This window comes from Janthinobacterium sp. GW822-FHT07H11, from assembly GCF_058798615.1.
Map to the genome: position 1 here is coordinate 3,420,643 of NZ_CM179507.1, position 25,309 is coordinate 3,445,951.

The window sequence follows — 25,309 nt, forward strand, 5'->3', positions numbered from 1 at the left end:
GGAAGGCGTTCTTATTTCGGACTAGGGAGACATCATGCACAGCATCCAAAAGATTACCCCATGTTTATGGTTCAACGGCAACGCCGAGGCGGCGGCCCGGTTTTATACGGAAATATTCCCCAATTCCAAGATCGGCCAGATCCTGCGCTACGGCGAGGAAGGCAGGGAAATCCACGGCCAGGAGCCGGGCAGCGTGCTGACGGTGGCCTTTGAGCTGGACGGCCAGACCTTCACGGGCTTGAACGGCGGGCCGCAATTCCATTTTTCCGAAGCGATCTCGTTCCAGGTCAACTGCGAAACCCAGGACGAGGTCGACCACTACTGGACGCAGCTGTCCGAAGGCGGAGCGAAGCAAGCGCAGCAGTGCGGCTGGCTCAAGGACCAGTTCGGCGTGTCCTGGCAAATCGTGCCCACCATCATGATCAGGCTGCTGGCGGACCCCGATCCCGTCAAGTCGCAGCGCGTGATGAAGGCGATGATGGGCATGAAAAAGATCGACATCGCCGAGATCAAGCGGGCGTACGCCGCTTAGAAGCTGGCCCGCAAGGTCAGCTGCGCGTTGCGCGGATCGCCATAGTGGCCGCTGCCGTACAGGCCGTAGCCGCTGTAATAGCGCTTGTCGAAGACATTATTGAGGTTTAGCACGGCGCTGAACCGCTTGCTGAACGCGTAGCGCGCCATCAGTCCCGCCACGCCAAAGCTGCCTTCGTCGGCGCGTGCCGGCACGTCGCCCGCCAGGACGGTGTGGTAGTACGTCCGGCCCTGCCAGTTGACATTGCCGCCCACGCTCCAGCGGCGCCAGTCGCCGCCCAGGCGGTAGCTGGTCGCCAGCTTGACGCTGCGTTCGGGACGCGTCGTATCGATGCGCTGGCCATCCTTGTCGCGCGGGCGGCTGAACGTCGCTCCCGCCTGCACTTGCCAGCCAGGCAACAGCTGGCCGGCCACTTCCAGTTCCACGCCGCGCGTGGTGGTGCCGTCGATGGGCCGGTAGACTTCCCGTTCTTTGGCGTCCGTGCCCACGTAATCGGCCAGGTTGTCTTGCTGGATGTGAAACAGGGCGAAGCTGGCGTTCAGCTTGCGCTCGAAAAACTCGCCCTTGATGCCGCTTTCCCAGGACTTGCCCGTGGTCGGCGGCAGCGCCCTGGCATTGGCGTCGCTGACCGATTGCGGCTCGAAGATGCTGGCATAGCTGAGATAAGCGGAATACGTGCCGTTCAAGTCGTAGACGGCGCCCGCATACGGCACCAGCCGGTGTTTTTCCTTCGCGTCGTCGCGGCCCGTGCCGCCCGAGCCATAGATCAGCTCGCCCGTGCGTTCATAGCTGTTCAGGCGGCTGCCGACGATCAGCGACCAGCCTTCGGCCGGCTTGAAGCGGGCCGCGCCGTACGCCGCGTATTCCTTGAAGCTGTATTGTTGCGTCTGGCTGACGGCCATGCTGGCAGGCAGGGGGACGTTGTTGTTCCAGTGGCGGTAATCGATTTCCACATTCCCGCCGCGATAAGCCACGTAGTCGGACTTGCGGTGACTGGCGTTGACGCCCAGCACCAGTTCATGCTGGCGGCCCAGCCACTGGAACGGTCCCGTGGCGTAGGCATCGAGCGAATTGCTGTCGATGGCATAGGTTTTTGCGCCGCGCTGCACCGTGGCCAGGCCCGTGGCTGAATCCGGATAGGGACCCCAGCTGATGATGTTCGCTTGCAACTGGTCCGTATCGCCTTTCCAGTGGCTCGCTTCCGCCTTCACCTGCCAGCCGTTGTCGAACAGGTGCTCGGCGGCGGCGAACACGCGCGTGCTGGTGCTGCCCGCGTGCGTCCAGCGCGCGGCGGGGTTGAAGGCGCGCGCGAACCGCGTGCGGCTGCCATCCGTGTAGAACAGGGGGTTCTGGCCGAAGGACGAACCGTTTGAATCGATTTTCTGGTAGTCGATGCCGGCCAGCACGCGCGTGCGCGGCGTCAAATCGGCCTCGATGACGCCGTACACCACGCTTTTGTCCTGCTGGTAATAGTCGATGTAGGAACCATGCTCCTGGTGCGCAGCCACCAGGCGCGCGCGCACGGAGCCGTCTTCGTTCAGGGGGCCGGAGACATCGGCTTCCGCGCGGTAGCGGTCCCAGCTGCCGAGGCCCGCCTGCGCATGTGCCTGGAACTGGCGCGTGGGTTTCTTGCGCACCAGGTTGACGGCCCCGGCGGGGCTGCCGGCGCCGCTCATCAGGCCATTCGCGCCGCGCACCACTTCCACCCTGTCGTAGATGGCCATGTCGCGGATGCCCAGGCCGTTCGAATTGGTGCTGAAATCGAAGGTGGGCACGCCGTCGTACTGGAAACTGTTCAGGCTGAAGCCGCGCGCATAGTAGTTATAGCGCTCCGTATCGTCGTGCGAGACGGTCACGCCCGGCGTTTGCTGCAGCACGTCGGCCAGGCTGAGGACACCCTGGTCATCCATCTGCTGGCGCGTGATGACGGTCAGCGATTGCGGCGTTTCGCGCGGCGACAGGGTGAAACGCGTGGCCGTGCCGGCCAATGCCGCCGCATGCGCGCCGCTGCCTTCCGTTTCCAGCGCCGGCTCGCCGCCTGCCGTAACCGTGATTTCGGCCAGTTGCTGCGCGCCATCGGCCGCATTCGCCGACCTGGGCAGCGGGCGCAGGACGAAATCCTTGGGCGCCAGCTGCAGCGCCGCCAGTCCGCTGCCGGCCAGCAGCGCCTCGAGGCCGGCCGCGGCACTGTCATTGCCGGCCAGGCCGGCCGTGCGCAAGCCGCGCACCTCGCTCGCCTGGTAGGTGAGCGTCAGGCCCGCCTTGCGCGCCAGCTGTTCCAGCGCCGCATCGAGCGGGCCGGCGGCGATCTGCAGGGCGACCATGGCGCTGGCGCTGGCGGCCTGGGGTGGATGTTGCTGGGCCAGGACGGGCGCGCTGCCAAGCAGCAGCAGGGCGCCGGCGACGGCGCCGGTGAGACGGGAACGGACGGGCTGGGAGCAGGGGAGATAAGCTTGGGGCATATATCGGTATCATTTGAGTGGTATCAAGCTGTATGCCGTGCGGCCAGCCCGATCCCCTCATCTTTTTTACGCTTTTTTCAGCGTGACCCAGAAGCGCGTGCGGTATACGGCCACGATGGGCTGCGCATGCAGCAGCACGCGCAGGGCCCGCTCGGGATCGTCCAGCTGGAAGACGCCGGAAACGGGCAGGTGGGCGATATCGGCGTCGCACAGCAGCAAGCCATGCCGGTGGCGCGCCAGTTCGGCCACCAGCTGGCCCAGGGGCATGTCGCGCGCGGCAATCACGCCATCGAGCCAGGCGGCCGGATCGTCATGCGCCGGCCCGGGCCAGACGCGCGCGCCATCCGTCACGATGCTGTCGCCGGCCTGCACCAGCACGGGCCGGGCAGCGCTCGCGGCTGCCTGCAGCCGCACCGCGTGTTCCTGCACCGCCAGGCGCGTCAGCGTGGCATCGGTGCCATCGGCGCCAGCGAGGCGGCGCACCGTGAAGCGCGTGCCCAGCGCCAGCATGCGCGCTTCGCCCGTGTCGACGAGAAACGGCCGGCGCTGCGGGTCGGCGTGCGTGGTAATGGCAATTTCGCCATGCAGCAAGCTCAGCAGCCGCTGCGTGCCATCGAAGCGCAGCTTGACGGCCGTGCCCGCATTCAGGTGCAGCAAGCTGCCGTCCGGCAGGCGCACGGCCAGGCGCTGCCCCGTGCCTGTGCGGTAATCGGCGCGCGCGTCGATGGCGAACCAGGTGGCCGTGCCGGCAAAGCCGATGCCGGCCAGCACTTTCAGGGCCTGGCGGCGCTGGCGGCGGCGCGCCAGGCTGGCGTCGAGGGTGGCGCGGCTCGCTTCCGGCGCCAGGCCGGACAATTGAGTGCCGATGCTGGCGATACGCTGCCATGCCTGCTCATGGCGCGCATCCGCATCACGCCAGCGCTGCAGCGAGTGCAGCGCGTCCGGCGTGGCGCCCTGCATCTGCAAGCGCACGGCCCACGCGATGGCTTGCTCCACGGGATCATCCGGCGTGGCTGCGGCTGTCACTGGAAATGTCACTGGAAATATACGCGGTAGCAGGCGCGCCAGGCGCTGGCCAGGTCGCGCTCGACGGTGGCCAGCGAGACGCCGAGCCGGGCGGCGATGGCGGGACCCGTCAATCCGTCCAGCTGGGCCAGCAAAAAGGCCAGCCTGGCGCGCGGTTTGAGGGCATCGAGCGCCGTATCGAGGCGCACCAGGGTGTCGATCACCAACAGCCGTGTTTCGGGCGACGGCGCCGTCTGTTCGGGCAAGGCGGCCAGTGCCTGCAGGTAGGCGTATTCCACGTCGCGGCGCCGGTAATGGTCGATCACCAGGCCTTGCGCGATGCGCGACAGGTAGGCGCGCGGTTCGCGCAGGGCGGGCTGCGGCCGTTCGCGTCGCTGCAGCAGGCGCATGAAGGTGTCGTGCGCCACGTCGGCCGCATCGGCGCCGCAGCCCAGTTTATGCCGCAGCCAGCCCTGCAGCCAGCCGTGGTGGGCGCGGTACAGGGTGGCAAGGTCGGGCGGTGCGGCAGGGTTCATGGTGGCAAGGACGATGATGGGTGATGATTAATTGAGAATCATTCTCAATTATTGCATCGACTGCCTGCGCTGGCAAGTGCCGCCGCCGGGGGCTGCACGGTTGGCGCGCCCTGTCCAAGATGGCCGGCATTTGTTATAGTCCCAGCCATCTTTCCATCCGACTACTGATCCTGCCCATGACCTCCAGCCCCATCGCCAGCAGCACCATCGTGCCCCGCACCTTCGGCACGCCCCTGTCTTCCACCGCCATCAAGGTCATGCTGCTGGGTTCGGGCGAACTGGGCAAGGAAGTGATCATTGCGCTGCAGCGCCTGGGCGTGGAAGTGATCGCCGTCGACCGCTACCCGAACGCGCCCGGCCACCCGGTGGCGCACCGCTCGCACGTGATCGACATGAGCGACGGCGTGGCCCTGGCCGCGCTGATAGCCCTGGAAAAGCCGGACCTGATCGTGCCGGAAATCGAAGCCATCGCCACTGACACCCTGGCCGCGCTGGAAGCGGCGGGCCAGATCACCTGCATCCCGAACGCGCGCGCGGCCGTGCTGACGATGAACCGCGAAGGCATCCGCACGCTGGCGGCCGAAACCCTGGGCGTGGCGACGTCTCCCTACCGTTTCGCCAGCAGCCTGCAGGAGCTGCATCTGGCGTGCCAGGAAATCGGCTTCCCGTGCGTGGTGAAACCCGTCATGTCCTCGTCGGGCAAGGGCCAGTCCAGGCTCGACGGCGCCGCCGACGTGGAAACGGCGTGGGTGTATGCGGCCAGCGGCGGGCGGGTCGATACGGGCCGCGTCATCGTCGAGGGTTTCATCGACTTCGACTACGAAATCACCCTGCTGACGGTGCGCGCCGTCGGTGCCTCGGGCCAGATCGAAACGCAGTTCTGCGAGCCGATCGGCCATCTGCAGGTGCACGGCGACTACGTGGAATCGTGGCAGCCGGCGCGCATGGCGCCGCTGGCGCTGGAGCGCTCGCGCGAGATCGCGCGCAAGGTGACGGACAACCTGGGCGGCCTGGGCCTGTTCGGCGTGGAGCTGTTCGTCAAGGGCGACATGGTGTGGTTCTCGGAAGTGAGCCCGCGTCCGCACGACACGGGCATGGTCACCATGGCCAGCCAGGTGCAGAGCGAATTCGAACTGCACGCCAAGGCCATCCTGGGGCTGCCCGTCAACGTGGCGCTGCGTTCGCCCGCCGCCTCGGCCGTCATCTACGGCCAGATCGAGGCGAAAGGCATCGCCTTCGAGGGCGTGGCCGAGGCCTTGAGCGTGCCCGGCGCCGACCTGCGCCTGTTCGGCAAGCCCGAATCGTTCGCGCGCCGCCGCATGGGCGTGGCGCTGGCCACGGCCGGCGATATCGACACGGCCCGCGAACGGGCCGTGCTGGCCGCCTCGAAAGTCAAGCCGGTCGCCCGCTGATGGCTGACCCCAGCCTGCCGCTGGCCGACGCCGGCGGCGACGACATCAAGCGCAAGCTGCGCGGCCATATCGCGCGGCGCAACCTGGCAGGGGCCGCCAATGACTGCAAGTGGAACGCGCTGCTGGCCTTCATGCGCGGGCGCACCGACTGGGCGCCGTCCTACCGCTACGGCTCCGTGTCCGGCTACGTGTCGCGCTGGGACACGGAATGGGATTACCACCCGCCATTCCCGTTCCTGGGCGTGGAGTGGTTCGACATCGGCCTGTATTCGGAAGAACACGTGGCCATGCTGCTGCCGAAGAAAATCATCGACCACGGCGTGTGGATCGTGCCGGAGCTCGAACGCATCGGCTTTGATTTCGAGGTGCGCGGCCGGGTGGCGCGCATCTGGGGCTATCTGCCCCGCAATGATCACGATTTCCCACCTGCTGATTGACACCCGACCAACCCTGCTGCGCTTCTTCGCCACCTCTCCCTGCCGCCCGCTACGGTGTTGTCAGGTGTCGTAAATAATAGATTGATAACATGCCTGAAAACGATATTCCACAAGTGCCTCAACCGGACGACGCCGTCGTCGGCAAGGAAGCGGGCGCGCGGATGCTGGCCGCGGCCTGCGCCGCGCGCGACGCCTTTTATGCCACCCTGGGCACGGTAGACGCCGACGTGCTGGCGCCGCTGCTCAACCCCGCCTTCATGGGCGGCCCCCGTTGGCCATCGCTGCGCCAGGCCTGGAGGGTGATCCGCCGCGCCGATACCATTCTCATCGCCAGCGACGGCTTGAGCGATCCGTTCGAGGATGACGACGACGTGTTCGTGCCGCGCGGCCACCTGCTGGAAGTGTGCATCGAGGCGCCGCTGGCCGCCTTCGACGGCGATGCCGTGCAGGCGTCGTGGCTGTTCGACGCGATCTATCAAGTCAGCCAGAACGTGGCCGACCACGGCTCCATCGACTTGCTGGTGCAGCGCCACGGCAGCGTGTCGATGGTGCTGGACGTGCGGGATGCGCCGCCAGGCCTGGAAGACGAGGATGAACAGGTGGGCGTGCTGCTGGCGCAGGGAGCAGGCGGCCTCCCGCCATCGTTCGCCACGCCGTATGGCGAAGTGCTGCTGCTGACGGCCACCGTGCTGCAGCCGGCCGAACTGGCCCACATCGGCGGGGCCGACGACAAGGCGCAGGCGCGGCGCGACCTGGCCGCCGCGCTGGCCGCCTCGCCGACGGGGCAGTTGAGCGTGGCCGCCCGGCCGGCCGTCACTCTTCGCTAGCGGGCAGCTGCCGCGCCGGCACCGCTTCGGCGGCCGGCGCAGGGGGCGCCGCCGGCGTTGGCGCGGGCGGCGGTTCGCGCCATTTGCCCGCCGCCTTCAGCTTGTTCTTCAGTCCCGGCAGCGGAAAGCCCAGCGCATACGCCTTTTGCGCATGCACGCTGGCCTGCGCGTAATCCTTCTTTTTGACGTACATCAGTCCCAGGTTGTACTGGATTGTGGCGTGCTCGGGCGCCAGGCGGCCCGCCTCGCGCAGCTGTTCCAGCGCCTGCGCGTCCTGCTCCGTGGCCAGCAGGTAGGTGCCGTACACCATGCGCGCCGTCGCATCGTGCGGCGCATAGGCGATGGCGCGTTCGAAATAGCAGCTGATCGAGAAGTTCGCGCCGACCGGCTGCGCGCTTTTTTCGCGCAAGCCCAGCCTGGCCATGGACGACAGCGCGCGGTGGTGGTTGGGGAAGTGTTCGAGCGTGTAGCCGATGTCGCTGCCCAGGCTGCCCGTCATGCCCTGCGCCAGTGTTTCCACAGCGCGCGAAAAATGGAATTTCTCGACCACGGCCAGGCCCTTGCGGTCGTCCGCATTCGTGTAGTCGCCGCCCGGCTCGTGCTTGACATACGGCGGGCAGCCCGGGGCGGCGGCCAGGCAGGCGCCGGCGCCGGCGCACAGGATGGTGGTGACGAGCAGGCGTTTCATGGCGATCTCCGGTGGCTGACCTGGTCCAGCAATTCGGCCAGCGCGTGGCTGCGCTCCTGCCGCGATTGCAGGGCGATGACGGTGCTGCTGGCGAGCGGTGCGCGGCCCTGGCGCGCCAGTTCCAGGAAGCGCAGCAGCGCGCGCGCGCAGTCGCTGCTCGACGCCAGCTGGCCGATGGTGTCGATGCCGCAGTGGCGCAGCTTGGCCGCGCTGTCGCCCGCCAGGTCGGTCAGGGCCAGGATGGGCCGGCGGCAGCGCAGGTATTCATACAGCTTGGCGGGGATCTGGCCATTGCAGTTGGCCGCCTGCAGCAGCAGCAGGCCGTCGGCCGCCAGCATTTCCCGCAGCGCCGCCTGGTGCGGTTGCAGGGGCGCGATGCTGACCAGGTCGGCGATGCCGTACTGGAGCAGCAGCGTGGCGATCCACGCATCGTGGCCCGTGGCGCGCAGCACCAGCTGGAAATTGCGCGCGCTCAGCGTGCCGTCGCGGCGCAGGCGGGCCAGCGCTTCGAACAGCGCTTGCGGATCGCGTTCGGAAGGATAGATCACGCCGCTGTGCAGCAGCAGGAAACGGCTCCGGTGGCCGCGCGGCGTGCGCTGCGCCGCGTCCTGGCTGTCGTCATAGCCGTCCTCGTCGTAGCCGTTCTCTATCAGGCTGAAGCGCTCGCGCGGCAGCTGCGCCAGGCGCCGCCGGTGCGCATCCAGCGCGCCCGGCGTGGTGCAGACGATGGCCGCGCTGCGCGCCGCGAGGCGCTGTTCTATCCACGCGTGCATGCGGTGCAGGCGCGCATCGGGCGGATAGGGCGCCAGCGCGTCGCTGTCATCGAGCATGGGGTCGCGCTGGTCGGCGATCCACGGCAGGCCGCTGAGTTTTTGCAGGGTCAGCGCGATCAGGTGGGCCGTGGCGATCGGGTAGGTCGACCAGATGGCGTCGGGGCGGTATTCGCGGATCAGGCGCAGGCCGGCCGGCACGGCGCTCAGCCACCAGGAGCTCCAGCGGTCGGGCAGGGCCAGGCAGCGCGGGTAGCGGCCCGCGATGGCCAGGTGGCGCGCCGCGTCCAGCGCCAGGGTGCGCCGCACGGTGGTCTGCGCGCCCGCCTGCGCCAGCTGCGCGTCGCCCGTCTGCGCGTACGCGCCGGCGCTGGCGCTGAGCACCAGCGGCTGCCAGCCGCAGGCGGGCAGGTGGCGCGCGAAGCCCAGCGTGCGCAGGATGCCGCTGCCGCCGGCAAGCGGTGGAAAATGGTAGGCCACCATCAATACCCGCCTTGGCATGGCCGCTACCATGTGGCGATCCAGTGCGCGCACAGCCGCTCGACGTCGGCGCGCCAGGCGGCGCTGGCGAACGTATGGTTGGCGCCGTCGACGCGCTCCCGCGTCCATTGCGCGCGGGCGCAGACGGCGCGCCAGGCCGGGTCGCCGCGCTGCAGCTGCAGCCACTCGCGCGCGCCCAGGTCGTCGCCGCTGAGGATCAGCAAGACCTTGCCCGGGAAGCGCTGCAGGGCCTTCAGCAGCGCGGCGGCGGGCTGCCCGTCGTCGGCGCCCGCGTGGCGCGCCGCGGCGGCGACCCGGCGCAGCGATGCCAGGCTGGCGCCCAGGCGCAGGCCGCCGCGCGCCAGCGTGCGCCAGAAGGCGGGCTGCAGCAGGCGCGGCAGATAGTAGTGGCGCAGGGTGGCGCGCGCCAGGCCCGTTTCGCTGCGCACCCAGGGGTTCAGCAGCACCAGCGCGGCCACGCGCGCGTCGCCGGCCGCATGGCAGGCGGCCGCCGTGGCGCCGTCGCACAGGCCCCACAGCACCACCTCGCGCAGGGCGGGCACGGCGTCGAAGAAGCACGCCAGGGCGCCGCCGATATCGTCGCCGATGGCGCGGTAGTCGCGCGGCGCGCCTTCGCTGTCGCCCATGCCGCGCACGTCGAAGCGCAGCACGGGGATGCCGCGCGGGGCCAGCGCGCATGCCAGCAGGGTGAACTGGCGGTGGCTGCCGGCCCGGTACTGCGGGCCGCCCGTGACGACCAGCACGCCGCGGGGGCCGGGCGCGGCCGGCAGGCTGAGGATGCCGACCATGCGCGCGCCGGCGTCGGCGCCGCCGGCCCCGTCTGCGCAGCGAAAGCGCAGCGCCAGCTGGCGCACGGCTTGCGGCGCGGCGCCGTCGCGTTTCATGGCAGGGCTCCGTCGTCGAGCCAGTCGCGGCACAGTTCGCGCGTCGCCGCCAGCAGTTGCGGGCAGTCGAGCAGCTCGGCGCTGTTCCAGAACGGGCCGTCGCCGAAGGTGGCCAGGTGCACGGCCGCGCCGCTTGCGCGCCATTGCCGCGCCCAGTGCGGCAAGGGCGCGCGCGGGCCGTCGGGCGCGCCGTATTCGAGCCAGTACACGGGCAGGGCCGGCGCCAGGGCGGCCGTGTCGAGCGCCTCGATGGCCTGCGCCAGCGCGGGCGCCAGCAGGTAGCCGGCCACTTCCACCGGCCGTCCCGCCGCCAGTTCGGCGCGCGCGTGGCCCGGGCTTTCCGCCGCGCCGCCCGCCAGCATGCGTCCGGCCAGGCGCAGGCGCAGGAAGCGCTCGATGCAGCGCCGTCCGTCGAGCTCGGGCTGCCACAGCAGCAGGCGCGCCAGCGGCACCGGCGCATGGCGGGCGATATCGAGCGCCAGCAGCGCGCCCAGGCGCAGCCCCCACAGCGTCAGCGGGCCGTCGACGCGCTGCGCCAGCCAGGCGCAGGCCAGGTGCAGGTCGTTGTGCCAGATGGACCAGCGCGCCTCGCCGAAATCGCCGCTGCTGTCGCCGCAGCCATACAGGTCGACCTGCAGCACGCTGTAGCCGGCGGCGGCAAACGCGCGCGCCTGCCGGGCGGCCACGTGGCGGCTCTTGTTGAGCTCTTCGGCGAACGGGTGGAGGTAGACGATGCCGCCGCGCGGCGGCTGGCCGGGCGCCGGCAGGTGCAGCAGGCAATAGCGCTGGCCGCCGCTGGCGGGCAGGAAGAAGGGCAGCAGGCCGGTGGAAGCGTTCATCATCGGCGCAGCTTCGCGTGCACGAAGTCGTGGAGCGTGCCGACGGTGGCGAAATGGCGGGCGTGGATGTCCTCGTCGGCCACCTCGATGCCGAAATGCTCTTCCAGCGCGGCGATCACGCTGATGACGGCCATCGAATCGAGTTCCGGCACGCTGCCCAGCAGCGGGGTGTCCGCCGCCAGCGGCAGCTTGCGCAGGCCAAGGGTGGCGTGGAGGATGTGTTTTACTGCTTCAAGATGCGGCATGTCAGCTCCAGGGAAGGGTAGTGCGGCAGGGACGACGTATCGAAGGCGAGGCAGGGAACGGCGTCGGCGCCACGCGACAGGTGGCAATACGGCGGCAGGCTGGAGAACATCCATTGCCAGCCGCCGCAGCGCAGGAAGGTGGCCGTGCCCAGCGCATGCGTGCCCAGGCGCGCATGCGCGGCCAGCGAGGCGCGGTTGAAGCGCGAGATGCGGCTGCACGACCAGCGCACGCCCTGCGCGTACAGCACGGCGTTGGCTTCTTCCCACAGGCGGGCGAAGACCAGGCCGCCGCGCTGCTGCGGATGCACCCAGACGTCGAGGTCCCATGCCGATTGCAGCGACGCCAACTCGTAGCGGGCGCGCACCTCGTCTTCCTGGCAGCCGCTGCGCAGCAGCCACAGCCAGCCTGCCATGGCCCCGTCCGGCCCGCTGCGCGCCACCAGGCATTGCGCGCCCTGGCGGTAGCGTTCGCGCAGCACGGCGGGCGGGCGCATGGGGCCGGCCGGCAGGTCCTTGGCGGCCAGGCAGCGCGTGACGACGATGCCCTTGCCGCGTCCGTGGCACAGCGAGCCGGGCGCCACCGCCTGCGCCACGAACTGGTAGCGGTACAGCGCGCAGCGCCCGCCCGGCAGGTGCGCCAGCAGGCGCGCGAGCGCGAACCAGGCGGTGTCGCGCCAGCCCAGCTGCCGCAGGCTGCCGGCGAGGCGGTGGAACAGGCGGGTCAAGGGGGCGCGGGCCATGGCGGTCACGGATGGGGCGGCTGTACAGCCAACGTTGTCCATTAGAGCGCAGCGGCCGGCGCCGGTCTTGCGCCGGCTCAAGCTGTGTTGCTGAAACTGTTAATTGATACAAATCAACACCATCACTGCCGTTTGTCCCAATCATAGGCAATGCATGAGACATCATGGCGACCTGAGGATGAAACGATGGCAACATTGATACACGATGTACTGTTCCAGGCGGCGCAGCGCGCGCCCGCCGCCCCGGCACTGTCCTGGCAAGGCGAGGACATCGCCTACGCAACCCTGGCCACGTCCGTGCGCGACTGCGCCAGCGCCTTGCTGATGCTGGGCCTGCGGCGCGCCGAGCGGGTCGCCGTCTACCTGGAAAAGCGCCCGGAGAATGTCTGCGCCATGTTTGGCGCCGCCGCGGCCGGCGGCGTCTTCGTGCCCGTCAACCCGCTGCTCAAGCCGGACCAGGTGGCCTACATCCTGGCCGACTGCAATGTCGCCATCCTCGTCACCTCGCGCGAGCGCCTGGCGCAGCTGGGCACGGCGCTGGCCGCCTGCCCGGACTTGCGCACCATCGTCGTCACGGGGCCGCGCCAGCCGGACGAAACGCCGGGCGGCGCGCAGGTGCTGGCCTGGTCGTCCGTGCTGGCCGCCGGCGCCGGCCCGGCCGTCGCGCCGCATGCGGTGATCGACGCGGACATGGCGGCCATCCTGTACACCTCGGGCAGCACGGGCCGGCCGAAGGGCGTGGTGCTGTCGCACCGCAATATGGTGGCCGGCGCGCTCAGCGTGGCCAGCTACCTGCGCAACACGCCGCAAGACCGCATCCTGTGCGTGCTGCCGCTCAGCTTTGACTACGGCCTGAGCCAGCTGACGACGGCCTTTGCCAGCGGCGCCTGCGCCGTGCTGATGAATTACCTGCTGCTGCGCGACATCATCGAAGCCGTGGAGCAGGAACGCATCACGGGACTGGCCGCCGTGCCGCCGCTGTGGATACAGCTGTCGCAGCTGAGCTGGCCCCTGTCCACGCCCTTGCGCTACATCACCAATTCGGGCGGCGTGATGCAGCGCGGCACGCTCGACCGGCTGCGCCAGTCGCTGCCGCGCACGCAGATTTTCCTCATGTATGGCTTGACGGAAGCCTTCCGCTCCACCTACCTGGCGCCGGAACAGCTGGAACGGCGCCCCGATTCCATCGGCCAGGCCATCCCGAACGCGGAAGTGCTGGTGCTGCGCCCCGACGGCAGCGTCTGCGACGCCGACGAACCGGGCGAACTGGTGCACCGCGGCGCGCTGGTGGCGCTCGGCTACTGGAACGATGCGGCCCGCACGGCCGAGCGCTTCAAGCCGCTGCCGCCGCAGGCCGGCGGCCTGGTGCTGCCGGAACTGGCCGTCTGGTCGGGCGACACCGTGCGCCGCGATGCGGACGGCTATCTGTATTTCGTCGGCCGCAGCGACGACATGATCAAGACCTCGGGCTACCGGGTCAGCCCGGCCGAGGTGGAGGAGGTCGTGTATGCGAGCGGCCTGGTGGGCGAGGCGGCCGCGCTGGGCCTGCCCCATGCCGTGCTGGGCCAGGCCATCGCCCTGCTGGCGACGCCCGCGCCCGGCCAGGAACTGGCGCGCGAGACCCTGCTGGCGGCGTGCCGCGCGCGCTTGCCCGCCTACATGGTGCCGCTGTGGATCGAGGTGCGGGCCGGGGCGCTGCCGCGCAATCCGAACGGCAAGATCGACCGCGCGCTGCTGGCGCGGGAACTGGCGCGCGCGCATGCGCTGGCCCCGGGAGAGCAGCCATGAACGGCCCCGGACTGCCGGCGCATGCGGCCCCGTGCCAGTTCGCCGTGGCCGACGACGTGCTGCAGCTGGGCGGCATCGCGCTGCCGCGCCTGGCGCAGCGCGTGGGCCGCACGCCATTCTATGCGTATGAACGCGCGCACATCGTGCGCCGCGTGGCCGCGCTGCGCGCCGCCTTGCCCGCCGGCGTGCACCTGCATTACGCGATGAAGGCCAATCCCATGCCGGCCGTGGTGCAATTGCTGGCCGGGCTGGTCGACGGCATCGATGTCGCCTCCGGCGGCGAGCTGGCGACGGCGCTCGATACGCCCATGCCCGCGTCGCGCATCAGCTTTGCCGGGCCGGGCAAGGGCGAGGGCGAGCTGGCCCGCGCCGTGGCTGCGGGCGTGCTGCTCAACGTGGAATCGGCGGCCCAGCTGGAAAAGACGGCGCTGGCCAGCGAGCGGCTCGGCGTGGCGGCGCGCGTGGCCGTGCGCGTCAACCCCGATTTCGCCCTGCGCCGCGCCGGCATGCGCATGGGCGGCGGGGCCCAGCCCTTCGGCGTCGACGCGGCCCGGGTGCCGGCGCTGCTGGCGCGCATCGGCCAGCTGGGCCTGGATTTCCACGGCTTTCACCTGTTTGCCGGTTCGCAAAACCTGTCGGCCGCCGCGCTGGCCGAGGCGCAGGCGGCCAGCGTGCGGCTGGCCCTGCAACTGGCCGACAGCGCGCCGGCGCCGCTGCGCGTGCTCAATATCGGCGGCGGCTTCGGCGTGCCGTACTTTCCCGGCGAGCAGGCGCTGGACCTGGCGCCGCTGGCCGCCAGCCTGCAGGCGCAGCTCGATATCGTGCGCGTGGCGGCGCCCGGCGCGCGCCTGAATATCGAACTGGGCCGTTACCTGGTGGCGGAAGCGGGCATCTATGTGTGCACGGTGCTCGAGCGCAAGGTGTCGCACGGCCAGGTATTTCTCGTCACGGACGGCGGCTTGCACCACCACTTGGCCGCGTCCGGCAATTTCGGCCAGCTGATCCGCAAGAACTATCCGGTGGCGATCGGCACCCGCCTGCATGGCGGCCCGCGCGAAGTGGCGTCCGTGGTCGGACCGCTGTGCACGCCGCTGGACCTGCTGGCCGACCAGATGGCGCTGGCGCGCGCGGACGAAGGCGACCTGGTGGTGGTCTTCCAGTCGGGCGCCTACGGCCTGACGGCCAGTCCCACGGCCTTTCTTGGCCACCCCTTGCCGGCGGAGGTACTCGTATGAGCGGCATCTGCGGCTGGCTGGCGGCCACGGGCACGGCCAGCGACACGGCGGCCCACGAGACGGAACAAGGGATGGCGCGCATGGCCTCGCCCCTGTCGCGCCTGGACGGCGCGCCCGTGCAGGCGCAACACGAGGGGGGCAGCGCCGTGGCCGTGGCGGCCGGCAATGCCAGCGGCCACCTGTACCGGCAAGACGGCTTGCTCGTCGCCATCTGGGGCCGGCCCCTGCTCGACGGTTCGCCGGAGCAGGTGGCGCGCCGCCTGGCGCCCATGTGGCTGGGCCAGGGCGCGGCCGCCTGCGCCAGCCTGTCGGGACCCTTCGCGCTGGCCATCCTCGATGCGTTTTCCGGCAGCGCCTTGCTGGCCGTGGACCGGGCCGGCAGCCTGCCGCTCAGCTATGCGAGCAACGCCCACGGCCTGTTCTTTGCCTCCTCGCATGATGCCTTGCTCGCCCATCCATCCGTGCGCGGCGCGCTCGACCCGCAGGCCCTGTACGACTACCTGTTCTTCCACATGGTGCCGGCGCCGGCCACCGCGTATGTCAGCCAGCATCGCCTGCTGCCCGGCGAATACCTGCATGTGCGCGCCGGCAAATACGAGCGCGGCAGCTACTGGCGGCTGGCCTTCCACGAGCCGGCGCCGGCCCGCGCGGCCGGCGGTTTCGCCAGGCAGCGGCAGGAATTCCTGCGCCTCCTGCGCCTGGCCGTGGAAAGCAGCCTGGGCCAGGACGCGTCCGTCACGGGCGCCTTTCTCAGCGGCGGCACCGACAGTTCCACCATCGCCGCCATCGTGGGGCAAGTGACGGGCCGGCCCGCACGCACCTATTCGATCGGCTTCGACGCGCCCGGCTATGACGAAATGGCCTATGCGCGCCTGGCCGCCAGCCATGCCGGCAGCGCGCACCACGAGCGCTATGTGACGGCCGACGACGTGCTGGCCGCGATTCCCGCCATGGCGGCCGCGTTCGACCAGCCGTTCGGCAATGCGTCCGCGATTCCCGCCTTCTATTGCGCGCAGATGGCGCGCCAGGACGGCGTGACGCGCATGCTGGGCGGCGACGGCGGCGATGAACTGTTTGGCGGCAATGAGCGCTATGCGCGCCAGGCCCTGCTGTCGCGCTATGAGCAATTGCCGGCCATGCTGCGCCAGGCCATCATCGAACCGCTGCTGTTCCGCCGCAGCCCGGGCCGGCGCTGGCGCCTGGGCGACAAGGCGCGCAGCTACATCGAGCAAGCCAGCATGCCCTTGCCGGCGCGCCTGGAAAGCTACAACCTGCTGCAGCGCTACGGCCACCGCGTGGTGCTGGAAGACGGCTTCATCGATACCATCGATCCCGGCGCGGCGCCCGCCCGCCTGAACGGCGCATACTGGGAGCGGCAAGACCTGGGCCTGAGCCAGATCAACGAACTGCTGGCGCTGGACATGCGCTTCACCCTGGCCGACAACGACCTGGTCAAGGTGCGCAAGGCCTGCGAACTGGCCGGCGTGGAAGCGGCGTTTCCGTTCCTGCACGACGACATGGTCGATTTTGCCGCGCGGCTGGCGCCGCGGGACAAGCTCAAGGGAACGCAGCTGCGGCCCTTCTTCAAGCGGGCGCTTGCTGAAACCTTGCCGCCGGCCATCTTGCGCAAGAAAAAGCATGGCTTCGGCCTGCCGTTCGGCCTGTGGCTGCACAGCCACGCGGGCTTGCGCGACTTTGCCTTCGACAACCTGACGCAGCTGCGCCAGCGCGGCATCGTGCGGCCGGCCTTCATCGACGAGCTGCAGGGCCGGCTGCTGGCGCAGCACCCGGCCTACCACGGCACCATGGTGTGGATACTGCTGATGCTGGAACAGTGGCTCAGGGCCCATCCGGGCGCGCTCGCAGCGTATTCTGGCGCAGGCGCCACAGAAACGCCAGGCGTCCTCGATCCCACGGCGTGAAGCGGGGCAGCTGGTACGGGTCCAGGCCGGGGCCAGGCCGCGCCACGCCCCAGTCGGTGGCGACGGCGGCCGAAAAGCCCAGGCTGCGCACGATGTCCACGTGGCGCGGCCCGTAGTCGTGGCCGGCTTTGCCATTCGGATAGGCGAACAGGCTGACGGGCGCCTGCAGCAGGTCTTCCAGCCGGCGCTTGCCGTCGGCGATATCGTTGCGCGCCGCCCGTTCCGACAGGGTCGCCAGGATCGGGTGGCTGTGCGTGTGGGCGCCGATGGCCATGCCCGCCTGCTGCAGCTGGCGCAGCTGCTGCGAGCTGAGCATCGGCGGCGCGCCGTCGGCGGCGCCGGCCCGCCGGCGTATCTGCTCCGCCAGGTGCTGGCGCTGCGCGAACGGCAGGTATTTCAGCCGTCCCAGCAGGGCGTCGATGGCGGCCCGGCGCTGCGCCAGGCTGCCGATCGCCAGGCAGCCCAGGCCGTGTTCACGCAAGTCCAGCACGGGGCCGCGCGCCTGGCGCACGCCGTCGATCACGCTGTCGTTCCACATGCGTCCGCCGTCGAGGTAGCCGGTGGCGATAAAGAAGGTGGCGTGCATGCCATGGCGCAGCAGCAGCGGCAGCGCCTGCTGCGCATTGTCCGCATAGCCATCGTCGAACGTGATGCAGGCTGCGCGCGGGGGCAGGCTGCCGTCGCGCAGGCGCCGCAGGGCCTCGGGCAGCGGCAGCGGCGTGCAGCAGCGCCGCAGCAGGCGCAGCTGGCGCTGGAACAGGCGGGCGTCGACTTCGCCGGGAAACAGCGGATCGGGCCGGGCCAGCACGCGGTGGTAGATCAGGATCGACAGGCAGGGCGCTTTCATGGCTGGCCCTCGAGGCGCACGCCGGCGGCGGCGCGCCGGGGCGGCAGGGGCTGCGCCCGCAGCTGCTGCTCGACCACGATGCGCGTGGCGATCAGCGCCGCCATCAGGTAATACGGCATGTCGAAATACAGCAGGCTGAGGAAGGCGCCGCCCACGGCAAAGCCGATCAGGCTGGCCTGGCTCATGGTGGCCAGGCCCAGCGCCCAGCGCAGCTCGTCGCGGCCGCGCGTCAGGCGGATGATGGCCGTCGCCGTGCGCCAGGTGGCGATGCCCAGCGCCAGGTAGATGGCCAGGCCGACGAAGCCGTGCTCGCCCAGCGCCTGGAAATAGATGCTGTGCGCCGCATGCACGTCCATGGGATTGGGCGCATAGCGGGCAAAGATGGACGGGTCGGACACTTCGAAGCCGCCGCCGAGGAAGCGGTCGCGCGCCAGGTTCCAGGCCATGCGCCAGGCATTCAGGCGGCCCATGGCCGAGACGTCGTCCTGGTAGGTGTTGATGGTGTCCATGCGTTCGGCCCAGCGCTCGGGCATGAAGGCCAGCAGCAGGGGCGTCACCGCGCACAGCAGCGCGCCCAGCATCGCCTTGCGGCCGCTCTTGACCCACATGAACAGGCCCATGGCGGCGATGGCCAGCAGCGCGCCGCGCGAATAGGAGCCGAGCGCGGCCAGCGCCGACAGCAGCATCGCCGCCGACAGGCCGTGGCGCAGCCAGCGCCTGTCCGTGTTCTGCTGCAGGTAATACATGAGGGGAATCGTGATGATCAGCGCCAGCGCCAGCGCGTTGTTATCGCCAATAAAGGTTTCTTCCGGTCCCCAGACGCGCTCCGAGCCGCCGTTGCGGATGGTGAAGATGCCGCCCTTCACGCCGTAATAGCCGATCGAGCCCACCAGCACCCATACCAGGCGCACGATGTCGCGCCGCGTGCGTATCACCATCATCACCACAAAGCTCATCAGCATGATCTTCATGACCTTGTTCCATTGCACCCAGGAAGGCGTGGGCAGCAGCGCAAACGGGGCCGTGACATTCATCCACAGCACGAACAGCAGCAGCAGCACGCTGACGGGCGTCAGCGGCAGGCTTTTCGGCGTGCGCGCAAACAGCAGGCTGGCCATGGTGGCGATGGCGATGATGAAGGCGAACGGCAAGTGGGTGGCGAAACCCCAGCCCTGCGTGTGCGGGTTCATGACGCTGACCCAGATCCACATCAGGCCGCCGATGGCCGGCGATTTCAGGATGAAGGGCAGCGAGCCGAGGATGATGACGGTGATCAGTATGTCGCGCATGGCAGGGTGGTGCTCCGGGCTGTCGCGTGGCTGGGGCCGGGCCTTGATGCCTGTCAACGGGTTGGCGTCAGGGCTCAGTACACTGTTGAAGCGGTGAATCAGTTTTGTCATGGTAAGACGAAGGAGACGCGCCCTTGTTGACCGTTCTCATGGCGACCTACAATGGCGCCGGTACCCTGCCCGAAGTCTTGCGCGCCTATGCGGCGCTGCAGGCGCCCGCGGGCGGCTGGCGCCTGATCATCGCCGACAATGGCAGCACGGACGGCACGGCCGCCATCCTCGCCGCCTTTCGCGGGCGCCTGCCGCTGAGCGCCATCCATGCGCCCCGGCGCGGCAAGAACGCGGCGCTCAACGCGGCGCTGGCGCTGGCCTTGCGCGCGGCGGGCGATGGACAGGACCTGTTTGTCTTCACCGACGACGACGCCGTCCCCGCGCCCGACTGGCTGCGCCAGCTCGCTGCCTGCGCGCGCCGGCAGGGCGGCCATGCGCTGTTCGGCGGCGCCATCGCGCCGGCCTGGCGCCGCGCGCCGCCGGCCTGGCTGCTGCGCCATGCGCCGGCCGGACTGAGCTGGGGCGTGACGGCCGCCGGCCTGCCGGACGGCCCCGTCTTTCCCGGCCTGGTCTGGGGCGCCAACATGGCCGTGCGCCGCCGCCTGTTCCTGCAGGGCTGGCGTTTCGACGAAAGCATGGGGCCGAACGGCGCCAGCTATGCCATGGGCGGCGAAGTGCAGCTGAACCTGCGCCTGGCGCAGGCCGGCCACCTGGCGTGGTTCTGTCCGCGCGCCAGGGTTGCGCACATCATCCGCGAACGGCAGGTGGAGACAGCCTGGGTCCTGCGCCGGGCCTGGCTGTTCGGCCGGGGCAGCTGCCGCCAGCAGCCGGTGGCGCCGGCCAGCGAACTGCTCGGCGTGCCGCGCTGGATGCTGGGGCGCTACCTGCGCGACAGTGCGGCCAGCCTTTGGGCCTGGCTGCGGGGCGATGCGGAAGACCGCTTCCTGCGGCGCTGGGAACTGGCCTATTTGCGCGGCTATTTCCACGAGGCGTGGCGCGGGCGCCGCAAACGGCTGCCGCGCATCGTCATCACCAGCTATTCCGGCGAACTGGGCGGCATGGAGCTGCGCATGGCGCAGGAAGCGCGCATGCTCGACGGGGCCGGCTATGACAGCGTGCTGGCGCTGCGGCGCTTCGCCGGCTTTGGCGCCTGGGTGCAAGGCTTGCGCGCGCAGCGGCTGCGGGTGCGCGTGTACGAGCCGCCGCTGTTCCTCGAGCATTGGCCGTGGCGCCGCTGGAACCTGCTGCGCGCCCGCGTCACGGGGGCCTGGCGCCTGCGCCGCCTGAAGCCCGACCTGGTGCACGTGGCGTTTTGCTGGAGCACCTATGGCGCCTCCATCCTGTGGCTGGCGCGGCGCTGCCGCCTGCCTGCCGTCGTCAGCGTGCATAACGCGTTTCCGCGCGAGCCGTTCAGCGACTGGCAGCGGCCGCTGCTGCGGCAGGCATTTGCCGGCGTGAAGGGCGTGTATGCCGTGTCGCCCTCGGCCCTGCGGCATTTCCTGGCCCTGTACCAGGACATGCTGGCGCCGCAGACGCGGCTGGCCGTGATACCGAACGGCGTCGACACCGAGGTGTTTACCGTCTCGCCCGAGCGCCGCCGCCTGGCCCGCCAGCAACTGGGCTTGCCGGCGGACGCGCTGGTGATCGGCTCGGTGGCGCGCCTGTCGGCGCAAAAGCGGCCGCAGGCGCTGCTGGCCATGTTCGCCCTGCTGGCCAGGCAATTTCCCCGGCTCTATCTGGTGCTGGCCGGCGCCGGTCCGCTCGAAGCCATGCTGCGCGCGCAGGCGCTGGCGGCCGGGCTGGCCTCGCGCGTGGTATTTACGGGCTTCCAGCCGCGCATCGAGCTGCTGATGCCGGCGTTCGACCTGCATCTGCTGCTGAGCAAGAACGAGGGCTTCGGCATCGCCACCATCGAGGCCATGGCCTGCGGCGTGCCGGCCGTGGGCACCGACGTGCCGGGCACCAGCGATATCCTGCACGGCAGCGCCGGCGGCCTGCTGCTGCCGCTCGACGACGAGGCGGCCGCCTGCCGCGCCGTGGCCGCGCTGCTGCGCGACGCGCCGCGGCGCGCGCGCATGGGACGCCAGGCGCGCCTGGAAGCGGAACAGCGCTATTCGATGCCGCGGCTGGAGCGGCAGCTGCGGCAATTCTATGCCGGCCTCGTGTAGCATCACGCACCGTCCCGCATGAACGCCACCCGCCGCTCGTTTTTCTTTTCCTTCGCGGAAAAATATACGGTGCTGCTGCTGGGCATTATCGCCACCATGATACTGTCGCGACTGCTCACCCCGGCCGAGGTGGGCGTGTATTCGCTGGGCGCGGTGCTGGTGGCGCTGGCCCAGGTGGTGCGCGACTTTGGCGTGGGGCAATACCTGATCCAGGAAAAGCAGCTCGATGCCGTGAAGCTGCGCGCCGCGCTGGCCACCAGCCTGCTCGTCGCCTGGCTGCTGGCGGCCCTGGTGCTGCTGGCCAGCGCGCCGCTGGCGCGATTCTACGGCGAACCACGGCTGACGCTGGTGCTGCGCCTGCTGGCGCTCAACTTCGTGCTGATACCGTTCAGTGCGCTGACCCTGCCCATGCTGCGCCGGCAGCTGCGCTTTCGCGCCATCTATGCGATCAATGCGGCCAACAGCATGGCGTCGCTGCTGGTGGGCGTGGGCCTGGCGCTGCTCGGCCACAGCTATATGAGCATGGTGTGGGCCGCGCTGGCCGGTTCGCTCGCTTCGCTGCTGGCCAGCCTGCCGCTGCGGCCGCGGGAACTGCCGTGGCTGCCGGCCTGCCGGGGCATGCGGCGCATCCTGGCCTTCGGCGCCTGTTCCACGGGAGGCGGGCTGGTCGACGAGGCCAGCGTGGCGGCGCCCGACCTGGTCATCGCCAGGATGATCGATCTCGAGAGCCTGGCCCTGTTCGGCAAGGCGCAAAGCGTGCTCGCCATTTTCAACCAGGCCATCACGAGCGCGATTTCCCCCGTGGTGTTTCCCCTGTTCGCGGCGCGCGAACGCGAGGGCGCGCACGACGGGCAGGGCGGGGCGGGGCCCGTCTACCTGCGCACGGTCAGCTATATGACGGCGCTGTCCTGGCCGTTTTTCCTGTACCTGGCCTGCATGTCCTTGCCCTTGGTCAAATTGCTCTACGGGCAGCAATGGCTGGGCTGCGTGCCCTTGATACGCATCATGTGCGTGTCGGCCGCCGTGTATAGCATGTTCAGCATGGCCCGCTACCTGTTCGTGGCGACGGGACGGATGCGTGCGCAAGTGGGGCTCGATGCGTGGGCCGGCGCGCTGAAGGTGGCGCTGCTGCTGCTGGCGGCACCGTTCGGCCTGCTGGCCGTGGCCTGGGCGGCGGTGCTGGCCACCTTGCTGCGCAGCTGGCTGATCTATCGCTGCCTGCGCCGCTTGAGCGGCCTGGACTGGCGCATCCTGCTGCACGCCCTGCGCAAGAGCCTGGCCCTGTGCGCGTGCACCAGTCCGCCGCCGCTGTGCATGCTGCTGCTGGGCCCGGAGCGCATGCCGCTGCTGGCGCTGGCGGGCACGGCGCTGGCCATGCTGGCTTGCTGGGTCGGCGGGATTTTTTTGCTGAAGCACGAGATCGCCGCCGAGTTCTTGTTATTGCAACGCAAGCTCGCCGCCAGCCTGATGGCGGCCCGATCATCGCACTGAAGGAGCACCATGCGCGTCGGCATACTTTCCTACCCCATGCTGTTCCAGCGCGACGGGGGCTTGCAGATACAGGTGCGCGAAACCCTCGCCGCCCTGAACCGGCTGGCGCCGCGCCCGGCCCGGCGGCTCAGCGTGCAGCTGGTCGACGCCAACCATGAGCGGCTGGCCGATTTCGACCTGATCCACGTGTTTTCCGCGATTAACGGCAATTACCGCATCGTCGAGGCGGCCCGCGAGCTGGGCGTGCCGGTAGTGCTGTCGCCGCTGCTGTCGCCGGGCTGGAACCGCTCCAGCGCGTGGCGCGCGCGGCTGGCCGACCGGCTGGCCGGGCGCTTGACGGACTGGATGGTGCAGACCAGCTATGCGCAGACCAAGCGGGCGCTGCAGCTGGCGAATGCCGTCATCGCGCTGGGCGAGGCGGAACGCGATGCCATCGTCGAAGGCTTCGGCATGCCGGCCGAGGCCATCCGCGTCTTCCCGAACGGCATCAATCCGCATTTTTTCACGGCGAATGGCGACCTGTTCCTGCGCGAGACGGGCCTTGCCGGGCCGTTCGTGCTGATGGTGGGCAGCATCTCCGCCTATAAAAACCAGCTGGGGCTGGCGCAGGCGCTGGCCGGCAGCGGCTGGCCCGTCGTGCTGATCGGCGCGGCGCCGCGCCACGATCCGCTGTACCTGCAGCAACTGCTGGGCCTGCCCCATGTCAGCTGGCTCGGCGCGCTCGACCATGCGGACCCACTGCTGGCCAGCGCCTACCATGCGGCGGCCGTGGTGGCCCTGCCCAGCCAGGGCGAAGTGTTTCCGCTGTCCGTGCTCGAAGCGCTGGCGGCCGGCACGCCCGTCGTCATGACGGCGCAAAGCGCGCTGGAACTGCCCGATTCCGCGTTTGCGCTGCGCAAGGTGCGCTGGGACGATGGCGCGGCGCAGCGGCTGGCCATCGCGCAGTATGTGGCCCAGCGTCCCGAACGGGCCAGCGTGCGCGCGCTGGTGCGCCAGTTCACGTGGGACAGGGTGGCCGCGCAGATCGCCGGCTGCTACGAGCAGGTGCAGGCGGGCGCCGCGCTTCCGCTGGCCAGGAGGCGCCATGCTGTTTAACTCCTTCGGTTTCCTGTTTGCCTACCTGCCCGTCGTGTTGGCCGGCTATTTCCTGCTGGGACGGCTGGCCGGCCCGGGCCTTGCGTCCCCGTGGCGCCAGCTGGCGCCCACCGCCTGGCTGGCGGCCGCCTCGCTGTTCTTCTATGCGTGGTGGGACGTGCGCTACCTGCCGCTGCTGCTGGCCTCGATCACCGGCAATTACGGCGCGGGGCGGCTGATCGGCGCCAGCACGGGCCGCGCGCGGCGGCGGGTGCTGGCCGCCGCGCTGGCGCTGAACCTGGCCCTGCTGGCCTGGTACAAGTATGCCGATTTCTTCATCGACAGCGTCAATGCCGTCGCCGCCACCGCTGGCGCCGCCAGCGTGCACTGGGCCAGCCTCGATATCATCTTGCCGATCGGTATCTCGTTCTTCACGTTCACGCAGATCGCCTTCCTCGTCGATTGCTACCGGGGCGAGGTGCGCGAATACCGCTTCATCCATTACGTGCTGTTCGTCAGCTATTTTCCGCACCTGATCGCCGGCCCCGTGCTGCACCACCGCGAGATGATGCCGCAGTTCGCCGACAGCGCGAATGCGCGCCCGCAGGCGTCCCATTTCGCCATCGGCCTGTCGATCTTTGTCGTCGGGCTGGCAAAGAAGGTGCTGATCGCCGACAACCTGTCGCCGCTGGCCATTCCCGTCTTCGCGGCGGGCGCCGAGCCGACGCTGATCGAGGCGTGGATCGGCGTGCTCGCCTATACCTTCCAGCTGTACTTCGATTTTTCCGGCTATTCCGACATGGCCATCGGCCTGTCGCGCCTGTTTGGCGTGAAGCTGCCGCTCAATTTCAATTCGCCGTACAAGGCGGACAACATCGCCGAGTTCTGGCGCCGCTGGCACATGACGCTGTCGCGCTTCCTGCGCGACTACCTGTACATCGCGCTCGGCGGCAGCCGGCGCGGCCCCGCCATGCGCTACCGTAACCTGATGCTGACCATGCTGCTGGGCGGCCTGTGGCACGGCGCCGGCTGGACCTTCGTCATCTGGGGCGGCCTGCACGGCCTGTACCTGGTGCTGCAGCAGGCGTGGCGGCGCGTGTTCGGCGCGGCCACCTCGCGCCGCTGGCCCGCCGTCCTGACCTTCTTCGCCGTCATGCTGGCCTGGATCTTCTTCCGCGCGCCCGATGTGGCCACGGCCTGGGATATCCTCGGCGCGCTGTTCGGCGCGAACGGCGTCAGCCTGCCGCGCGGCCTGGCCGGCCTGGCCTCCCGCCTGGCGCCCTGGGGCCTGCAGCCGGCGTTCGACGGCATCCGCTGGATCGAGCTGGCCGGTCCCGGCCTGCCCATCCTGCTGGGCGCCATGCTGCTGGCCTTCCGGGCGCCGAATACGCAAGAAATATTCTTTCGCCATGAGCCTGCGCTTGAAAGAATATTTCAGCCCGCCGGGCGCCTGGCGTTCAGCTGGCGGCCCACGCGCCGCTGGAGCCTGGGCTTTGCCGCGCTGTTCATCGCCTGCATCTTCGGCATGAACCGCGTCACCGAATTTCTTTACTTCCAATTCTGATC

22 protein-coding genes are annotated in these 25,309 nt (G+C 69.7%); 11 read left to right on the forward strand and 11 right to left on the reverse strand.

All coding sequences use genetic code 11. The features are described 5' to 3' along the window. Window positions 1–34 precede the first annotated feature (34 nt). Window positions 35–532 (forward strand): VOC family protein, encoded by a 498-nt coding sequence (locus tag AC3RCJ_RS15070; RefSeq protein ID WP_492964557.1) that lies wholly within the window; start codon window positions 35–37, stop codon window positions 530–532. On the opposite strand, the gene AC3RCJ_RS15075 is transcribed toward AC3RCJ_RS15070, so the two are convergent. From AC3RCJ_RS15075 to AC3RCJ_RS15085, 3 genes are all read right to left on the reverse strand, one after another. Beyond that, window positions 529–2,994, reverse strand: coding sequence for a TonB-dependent siderophore receptor (locus tag AC3RCJ_RS15075; RefSeq protein ID WP_492964558.1), 2,466 nt, complete (start codon window positions 2,992–2,994; stop codon window positions 529–531). The two genes, AC3RCJ_RS15070 and AC3RCJ_RS15075, sit on opposite strands and share 4 nt — an antisense overlap. Before the next feature lie 66 nt (window positions 2,995–3,060). Next, window positions 3,061–4,020, reverse strand: a complete 960-nt coding sequence (locus tag AC3RCJ_RS15080) for a FecR domain-containing protein (protein ID WP_492964559.1) — start codon at window positions 4,018–4,020, stop codon at window positions 3,061–3,063. 8 nt (window positions 4,021–4,028) lie between these two features. Further along, window positions 4,029–4,535, reverse strand: coding sequence for a sigma-70 family RNA polymerase sigma factor (locus AC3RCJ_RS15085; protein WP_492964560.1), 507 nt, complete (start codon window positions 4,533–4,535; stop codon window positions 4,029–4,031). 176 nt (window positions 4,536–4,711) lie between these two features. On the opposite strand from AC3RCJ_RS15085, the gene purT reads away from it, so the two are divergent. The 3 genes from purT to AC3RCJ_RS15100 all read left to right on the forward strand — a co-directional run bounded on the left by purT (window position 4,712) and on the right by AC3RCJ_RS15100 (window position 7,211). After that, window positions 4,712–5,947 carry a formate-dependent phosphoribosylglycinamide formyltransferase gene (gene purT, locus AC3RCJ_RS15090; RefSeq protein ID WP_492964561.1) on the forward strand — a complete coding sequence of 412 codons (1,236 nt, stop codon included), beginning with the start codon at window positions 4,712–4,714 and terminating at the stop codon, window positions 5,945–5,947. Further along, complete coding sequence (locus AC3RCJ_RS15095) at window positions 5,947–6,384, forward strand: DUF6678 family protein (protein WP_492964562.1); 438 nt, start codon at window positions 5,947–5,949, stop codon at window positions 6,382–6,384. The genes purT and AC3RCJ_RS15095 overlap by 1 nt, the downstream gene beginning before the upstream one ends. An 89-nt stretch (window positions 6,385–6,473) precedes the next feature. Next, window positions 6,474–7,211, forward strand: coding sequence for a hypothetical protein (locus tag AC3RCJ_RS15100; protein WP_492964563.1), 738 nt, complete (start codon window positions 6,474–6,476; stop codon window positions 7,209–7,211). On the opposite strand, the gene AC3RCJ_RS15105 is transcribed toward AC3RCJ_RS15100, so the two are convergent. Genes AC3RCJ_RS15105 through AC3RCJ_RS15130 form a run of 6 tightly spaced genes read right to left on the reverse strand, consistent with a single transcriptional unit; the run spans window position 7,198 to window position 11,878 of the window. After that, a complete protein-coding gene (locus tag AC3RCJ_RS15105) occupies window positions 7,198–7,899 on the reverse strand; it encodes an ABC transporter permease (RefSeq protein WP_492964564.1) in 702 nt (233 codons plus the stop codon). The genes AC3RCJ_RS15100 and AC3RCJ_RS15105 overlap by 14 nt on opposite strands. After that, window positions 7,896–9,152, reverse strand: coding sequence for a glycosyltransferase (locus AC3RCJ_RS15110; protein ID WP_492964565.1), 1,257 nt, complete (start codon window positions 9,150–9,152; stop codon window positions 7,896–7,898). The genes AC3RCJ_RS15105 and AC3RCJ_RS15110 overlap by 4 nt, the downstream gene beginning before the upstream one ends. A gap of 23 nt (window positions 9,153–9,175) precedes the next feature. After that, on the reverse strand, window positions 9,176–10,054 hold the full coding sequence (locus AC3RCJ_RS15115; RefSeq protein ID WP_492964566.1) for a hydrolase 1, exosortase A system-associated: 879 nt from the start codon (window positions 10,052–10,054) through the stop codon (window positions 9,176–9,178). Further along, window positions 10,051–10,896 (reverse strand): hydrolase 2, exosortase A system-associated, encoded by an 846-nt coding sequence (locus tag AC3RCJ_RS15120; RefSeq protein WP_492964567.1) that lies wholly within the window; start codon window positions 10,894–10,896, stop codon window positions 10,051–10,053. The genes AC3RCJ_RS15115 and AC3RCJ_RS15120 overlap by 4 nt, the downstream gene beginning before the upstream one ends. Continuing rightward, window positions 10,893–11,138 (reverse strand): acyl carrier protein, encoded by a 246-nt coding sequence (locus AC3RCJ_RS15125; protein WP_492964568.1) that lies wholly within the window; start codon window positions 11,136–11,138, stop codon window positions 10,893–10,895. Before AC3RCJ_RS15125 ends, AC3RCJ_RS15120 begins: the two co-directional genes overlap by 4 nt. Continuing rightward, window positions 11,117–11,878 carry a GNAT family N-acetyltransferase gene (locus tag AC3RCJ_RS15130; RefSeq protein ID WP_492964569.1) on the reverse strand — a complete coding sequence of 254 codons (762 nt, stop codon included), beginning with the start codon at window positions 11,876–11,878 and terminating at the stop codon, window positions 11,117–11,119. Before AC3RCJ_RS15130 ends, AC3RCJ_RS15125 begins: the two co-directional genes overlap by 22 nt. A gap of 186 nt (window positions 11,879–12,064) precedes the next feature. On the opposite strand from AC3RCJ_RS15130, the gene AC3RCJ_RS15135 reads away from it, so the two are divergent. From AC3RCJ_RS15135 to AC3RCJ_RS15145, 3 genes are read left to right on the forward strand one after another with little or no spacing between them, the layout of a single operon-like run. Beyond that, window positions 12,065–13,666, forward strand: coding sequence for an acyl-CoA ligase (AMP-forming), exosortase A system-associated (locus AC3RCJ_RS15135; protein ID WP_492964570.1), 1,602 nt, complete (start codon window positions 12,065–12,067; stop codon window positions 13,664–13,666). Continuing rightward, window positions 13,663–14,901 carry a pyridoxal-dependent decarboxylase, exosortase A system-associated gene (locus AC3RCJ_RS15140; protein ID WP_492964571.1) on the forward strand — a complete coding sequence of 413 codons (1,239 nt, stop codon included), beginning with the start codon at window positions 13,663–13,665 and terminating at the stop codon, window positions 14,899–14,901. The genes AC3RCJ_RS15135 and AC3RCJ_RS15140 overlap by 4 nt, the downstream gene beginning before the upstream one ends. After that, window positions 14,898–16,823, forward strand: a complete 1,926-nt coding sequence (locus tag AC3RCJ_RS15145; protein ID WP_492964572.1) for an asparagine synthetase B family protein — start codon at window positions 14,898–14,900, stop codon at window positions 16,821–16,823. The genes AC3RCJ_RS15140 and AC3RCJ_RS15145 overlap by 4 nt, the downstream gene beginning before the upstream one ends. Here the strand turns inward: AC3RCJ_RS15145 and AC3RCJ_RS15150 are convergent. Together AC3RCJ_RS15150 and AC3RCJ_RS15155 are read right to left on the reverse strand one after the other, a co-directional pair. Continuing rightward, entirely contained in the window at window positions 16,741–17,670 is a 930-nt protein-coding gene (locus AC3RCJ_RS15150; RefSeq protein ID WP_492964573.1) for a polysaccharide deacetylase family protein, read from the reverse strand. The genes AC3RCJ_RS15145 and AC3RCJ_RS15150 overlap by 83 nt on opposite strands. Continuing rightward, window positions 17,667–19,070, reverse strand: coding sequence for a putative O-glycosylation ligase, exosortase A system-associated (locus tag AC3RCJ_RS15155; RefSeq protein WP_492964574.1), 1,404 nt, complete (start codon window positions 19,068–19,070; stop codon window positions 17,667–17,669). Before AC3RCJ_RS15155 ends, AC3RCJ_RS15150 begins: the two co-directional genes overlap by 4 nt. Window positions 19,071–19,093: 23 nt before the next feature. Between AC3RCJ_RS15155 and AC3RCJ_RS15160 the strand changes: the two genes are divergently transcribed. The 4 genes from AC3RCJ_RS15160 to AC3RCJ_RS15175 are packed head-to-tail and all read left to right on the forward strand — an operon-like array spanning window position 19,094 to window position 25,307. Beyond that, window positions 19,094–21,178, forward strand: a complete 2,085-nt coding sequence (locus AC3RCJ_RS15160) for a glycosyltransferase (protein ID WP_492964575.1) — start codon at window positions 19,094–19,096, stop codon at window positions 21,176–21,178. Window positions 21,179–21,196: 18 nt separating this feature from the next. Further along, complete coding sequence (locus tag AC3RCJ_RS15165; protein WP_492964576.1) at window positions 21,197–22,669, forward strand: oligosaccharide flippase family protein; 1,473 nt, start codon at window positions 21,197–21,199, stop codon at window positions 22,667–22,669. A gap of 9 nt (window positions 22,670–22,678) precedes the next feature. Then, window positions 22,679–23,764 (forward strand): glycosyltransferase family 4 protein, encoded by a 1,086-nt coding sequence (locus AC3RCJ_RS15170; RefSeq protein WP_492964577.1) that lies wholly within the window; start codon window positions 22,679–22,681, stop codon window positions 23,762–23,764. After that, window positions 23,754–25,307 carry an MBOAT family O-acyltransferase gene (locus AC3RCJ_RS15175; protein WP_492964578.1) on the forward strand — a complete coding sequence of 518 codons (1,554 nt, stop codon included), beginning with the start codon at window positions 23,754–23,756 and terminating at the stop codon, window positions 25,305–25,307. The genes AC3RCJ_RS15170 and AC3RCJ_RS15175 overlap by 11 nt, the downstream gene beginning before the upstream one ends. The last annotated feature ends 2 nt before the right edge of the window (window positions 25,308–25,309 follow it).

Bases quoted from the DNA above. Each gene is read 5' to 3' on its own strand.
- AC3RCJ_RS15070 (WP_492964557.1), top strand. From the start codon at position 35: ATGCACAGCATCCAAAAGATTACCCCATGTTTATGGTTCAACGGCAAC.
- AC3RCJ_RS15075 (WP_492964558.1), bottom strand. From the start codon at position 2,994: ATGCCCCAAGCTTATCTCCCCTGCTCCCAGCCCGTCCGTTCCCGTCTC.
- AC3RCJ_RS15085 (WP_492964560.1), bottom strand. From the start codon at position 4,535: ATGAACCCTGCCGCACCGCCCGACCTTGCCACCCTGTACCGCGCCCAC.
- purT (WP_492964561.1), top strand. From the start codon at position 4,712: ATGACCTCCAGCCCCATCGCCAGCAGCACCATCGTGCCCCGCACCTTC.
- AC3RCJ_RS15095 (WP_492964562.1), top strand. From the start codon at position 5,947: ATGGCTGACCCCAGCCTGCCGCTGGCCGACGCCGGCGGCGACGACATC.
- AC3RCJ_RS15100 (WP_492964563.1), top strand. From the start codon at position 6,474: ATGCCTGAAAACGATATTCCACAAGTGCCTCAACCGGACGACGCCGTC.
- AC3RCJ_RS15105 (WP_492964564.1), bottom strand. From the start codon at position 7,899: ATGAAACGCCTGCTCGTCACCACCATCCTGTGCGCCGGCGCCGGCGCC.
- AC3RCJ_RS15110 (WP_492964565.1), bottom strand. From the start codon at position 9,152: ATGGTGGCCTACCATTTTCCACCGCTTGCCGGCGGCAGCGGCATCCTG.
- AC3RCJ_RS15115 (WP_492964566.1), bottom strand. From the start codon at position 10,054: ATGAAACGCGACGGCGCCGCGCCGCAAGCCGTGCGCCAGCTGGCGCTG.
- AC3RCJ_RS15120 (WP_492964567.1), bottom strand. From the start codon at position 10,896: ATGATGAACGCTTCCACCGGCCTGCTGCCCTTCTTCCTGCCCGCCAGC.
- AC3RCJ_RS15125 (WP_492964568.1), bottom strand. From the start codon at position 11,138: ATGCCGCATCTTGAAGCAGTAAAACACATCCTCCACGCCACCCTTGGC.
- AC3RCJ_RS15130 (WP_492964569.1), bottom strand. From the start codon at position 11,878: ATGGCCCGCGCCCCCTTGACCCGCCTGTTCCACCGCCTCGCCGGCAGC.
- AC3RCJ_RS15135 (WP_492964570.1), top strand. From the start codon at position 12,065: ATGGCAACATTGATACACGATGTACTGTTCCAGGCGGCGCAGCGCGCG.
- AC3RCJ_RS15140 (WP_492964571.1), top strand. From the start codon at position 13,663: ATGAACGGCCCCGGACTGCCGGCGCATGCGGCCCCGTGCCAGTTCGCC.
- AC3RCJ_RS15145 (WP_492964572.1), top strand. From the start codon at position 14,898: ATGAGCGGCATCTGCGGCTGGCTGGCGGCCACGGGCACGGCCAGCGAC.
- AC3RCJ_RS15150 (WP_492964573.1), bottom strand. From the start codon at position 17,670: ATGAAAGCGCCCTGCCTGTCGATCCTGATCTACCACCGCGTGCTGGCC.
- AC3RCJ_RS15155 (WP_492964574.1), bottom strand. From the start codon at position 19,070: ATGACAAAACTGATTCACCGCTTCAACAGTGTACTGAGCCCTGACGCC.
- AC3RCJ_RS15165 (WP_492964576.1), top strand. From the start codon at position 21,197: ATGAACGCCACCCGCCGCTCGTTTTTCTTTTCCTTCGCGGAAAAATAT.
- AC3RCJ_RS15170 (WP_492964577.1), top strand. From the start codon at position 22,679: ATGCGCGTCGGCATACTTTCCTACCCCATGCTGTTCCAGCGCGACGGG.
- AC3RCJ_RS15175 (WP_492964578.1), top strand. From the start codon at position 23,754: ATGCTGTTTAACTCCTTCGGTTTCCTGTTTGCCTACCTGCCCGTCGTG.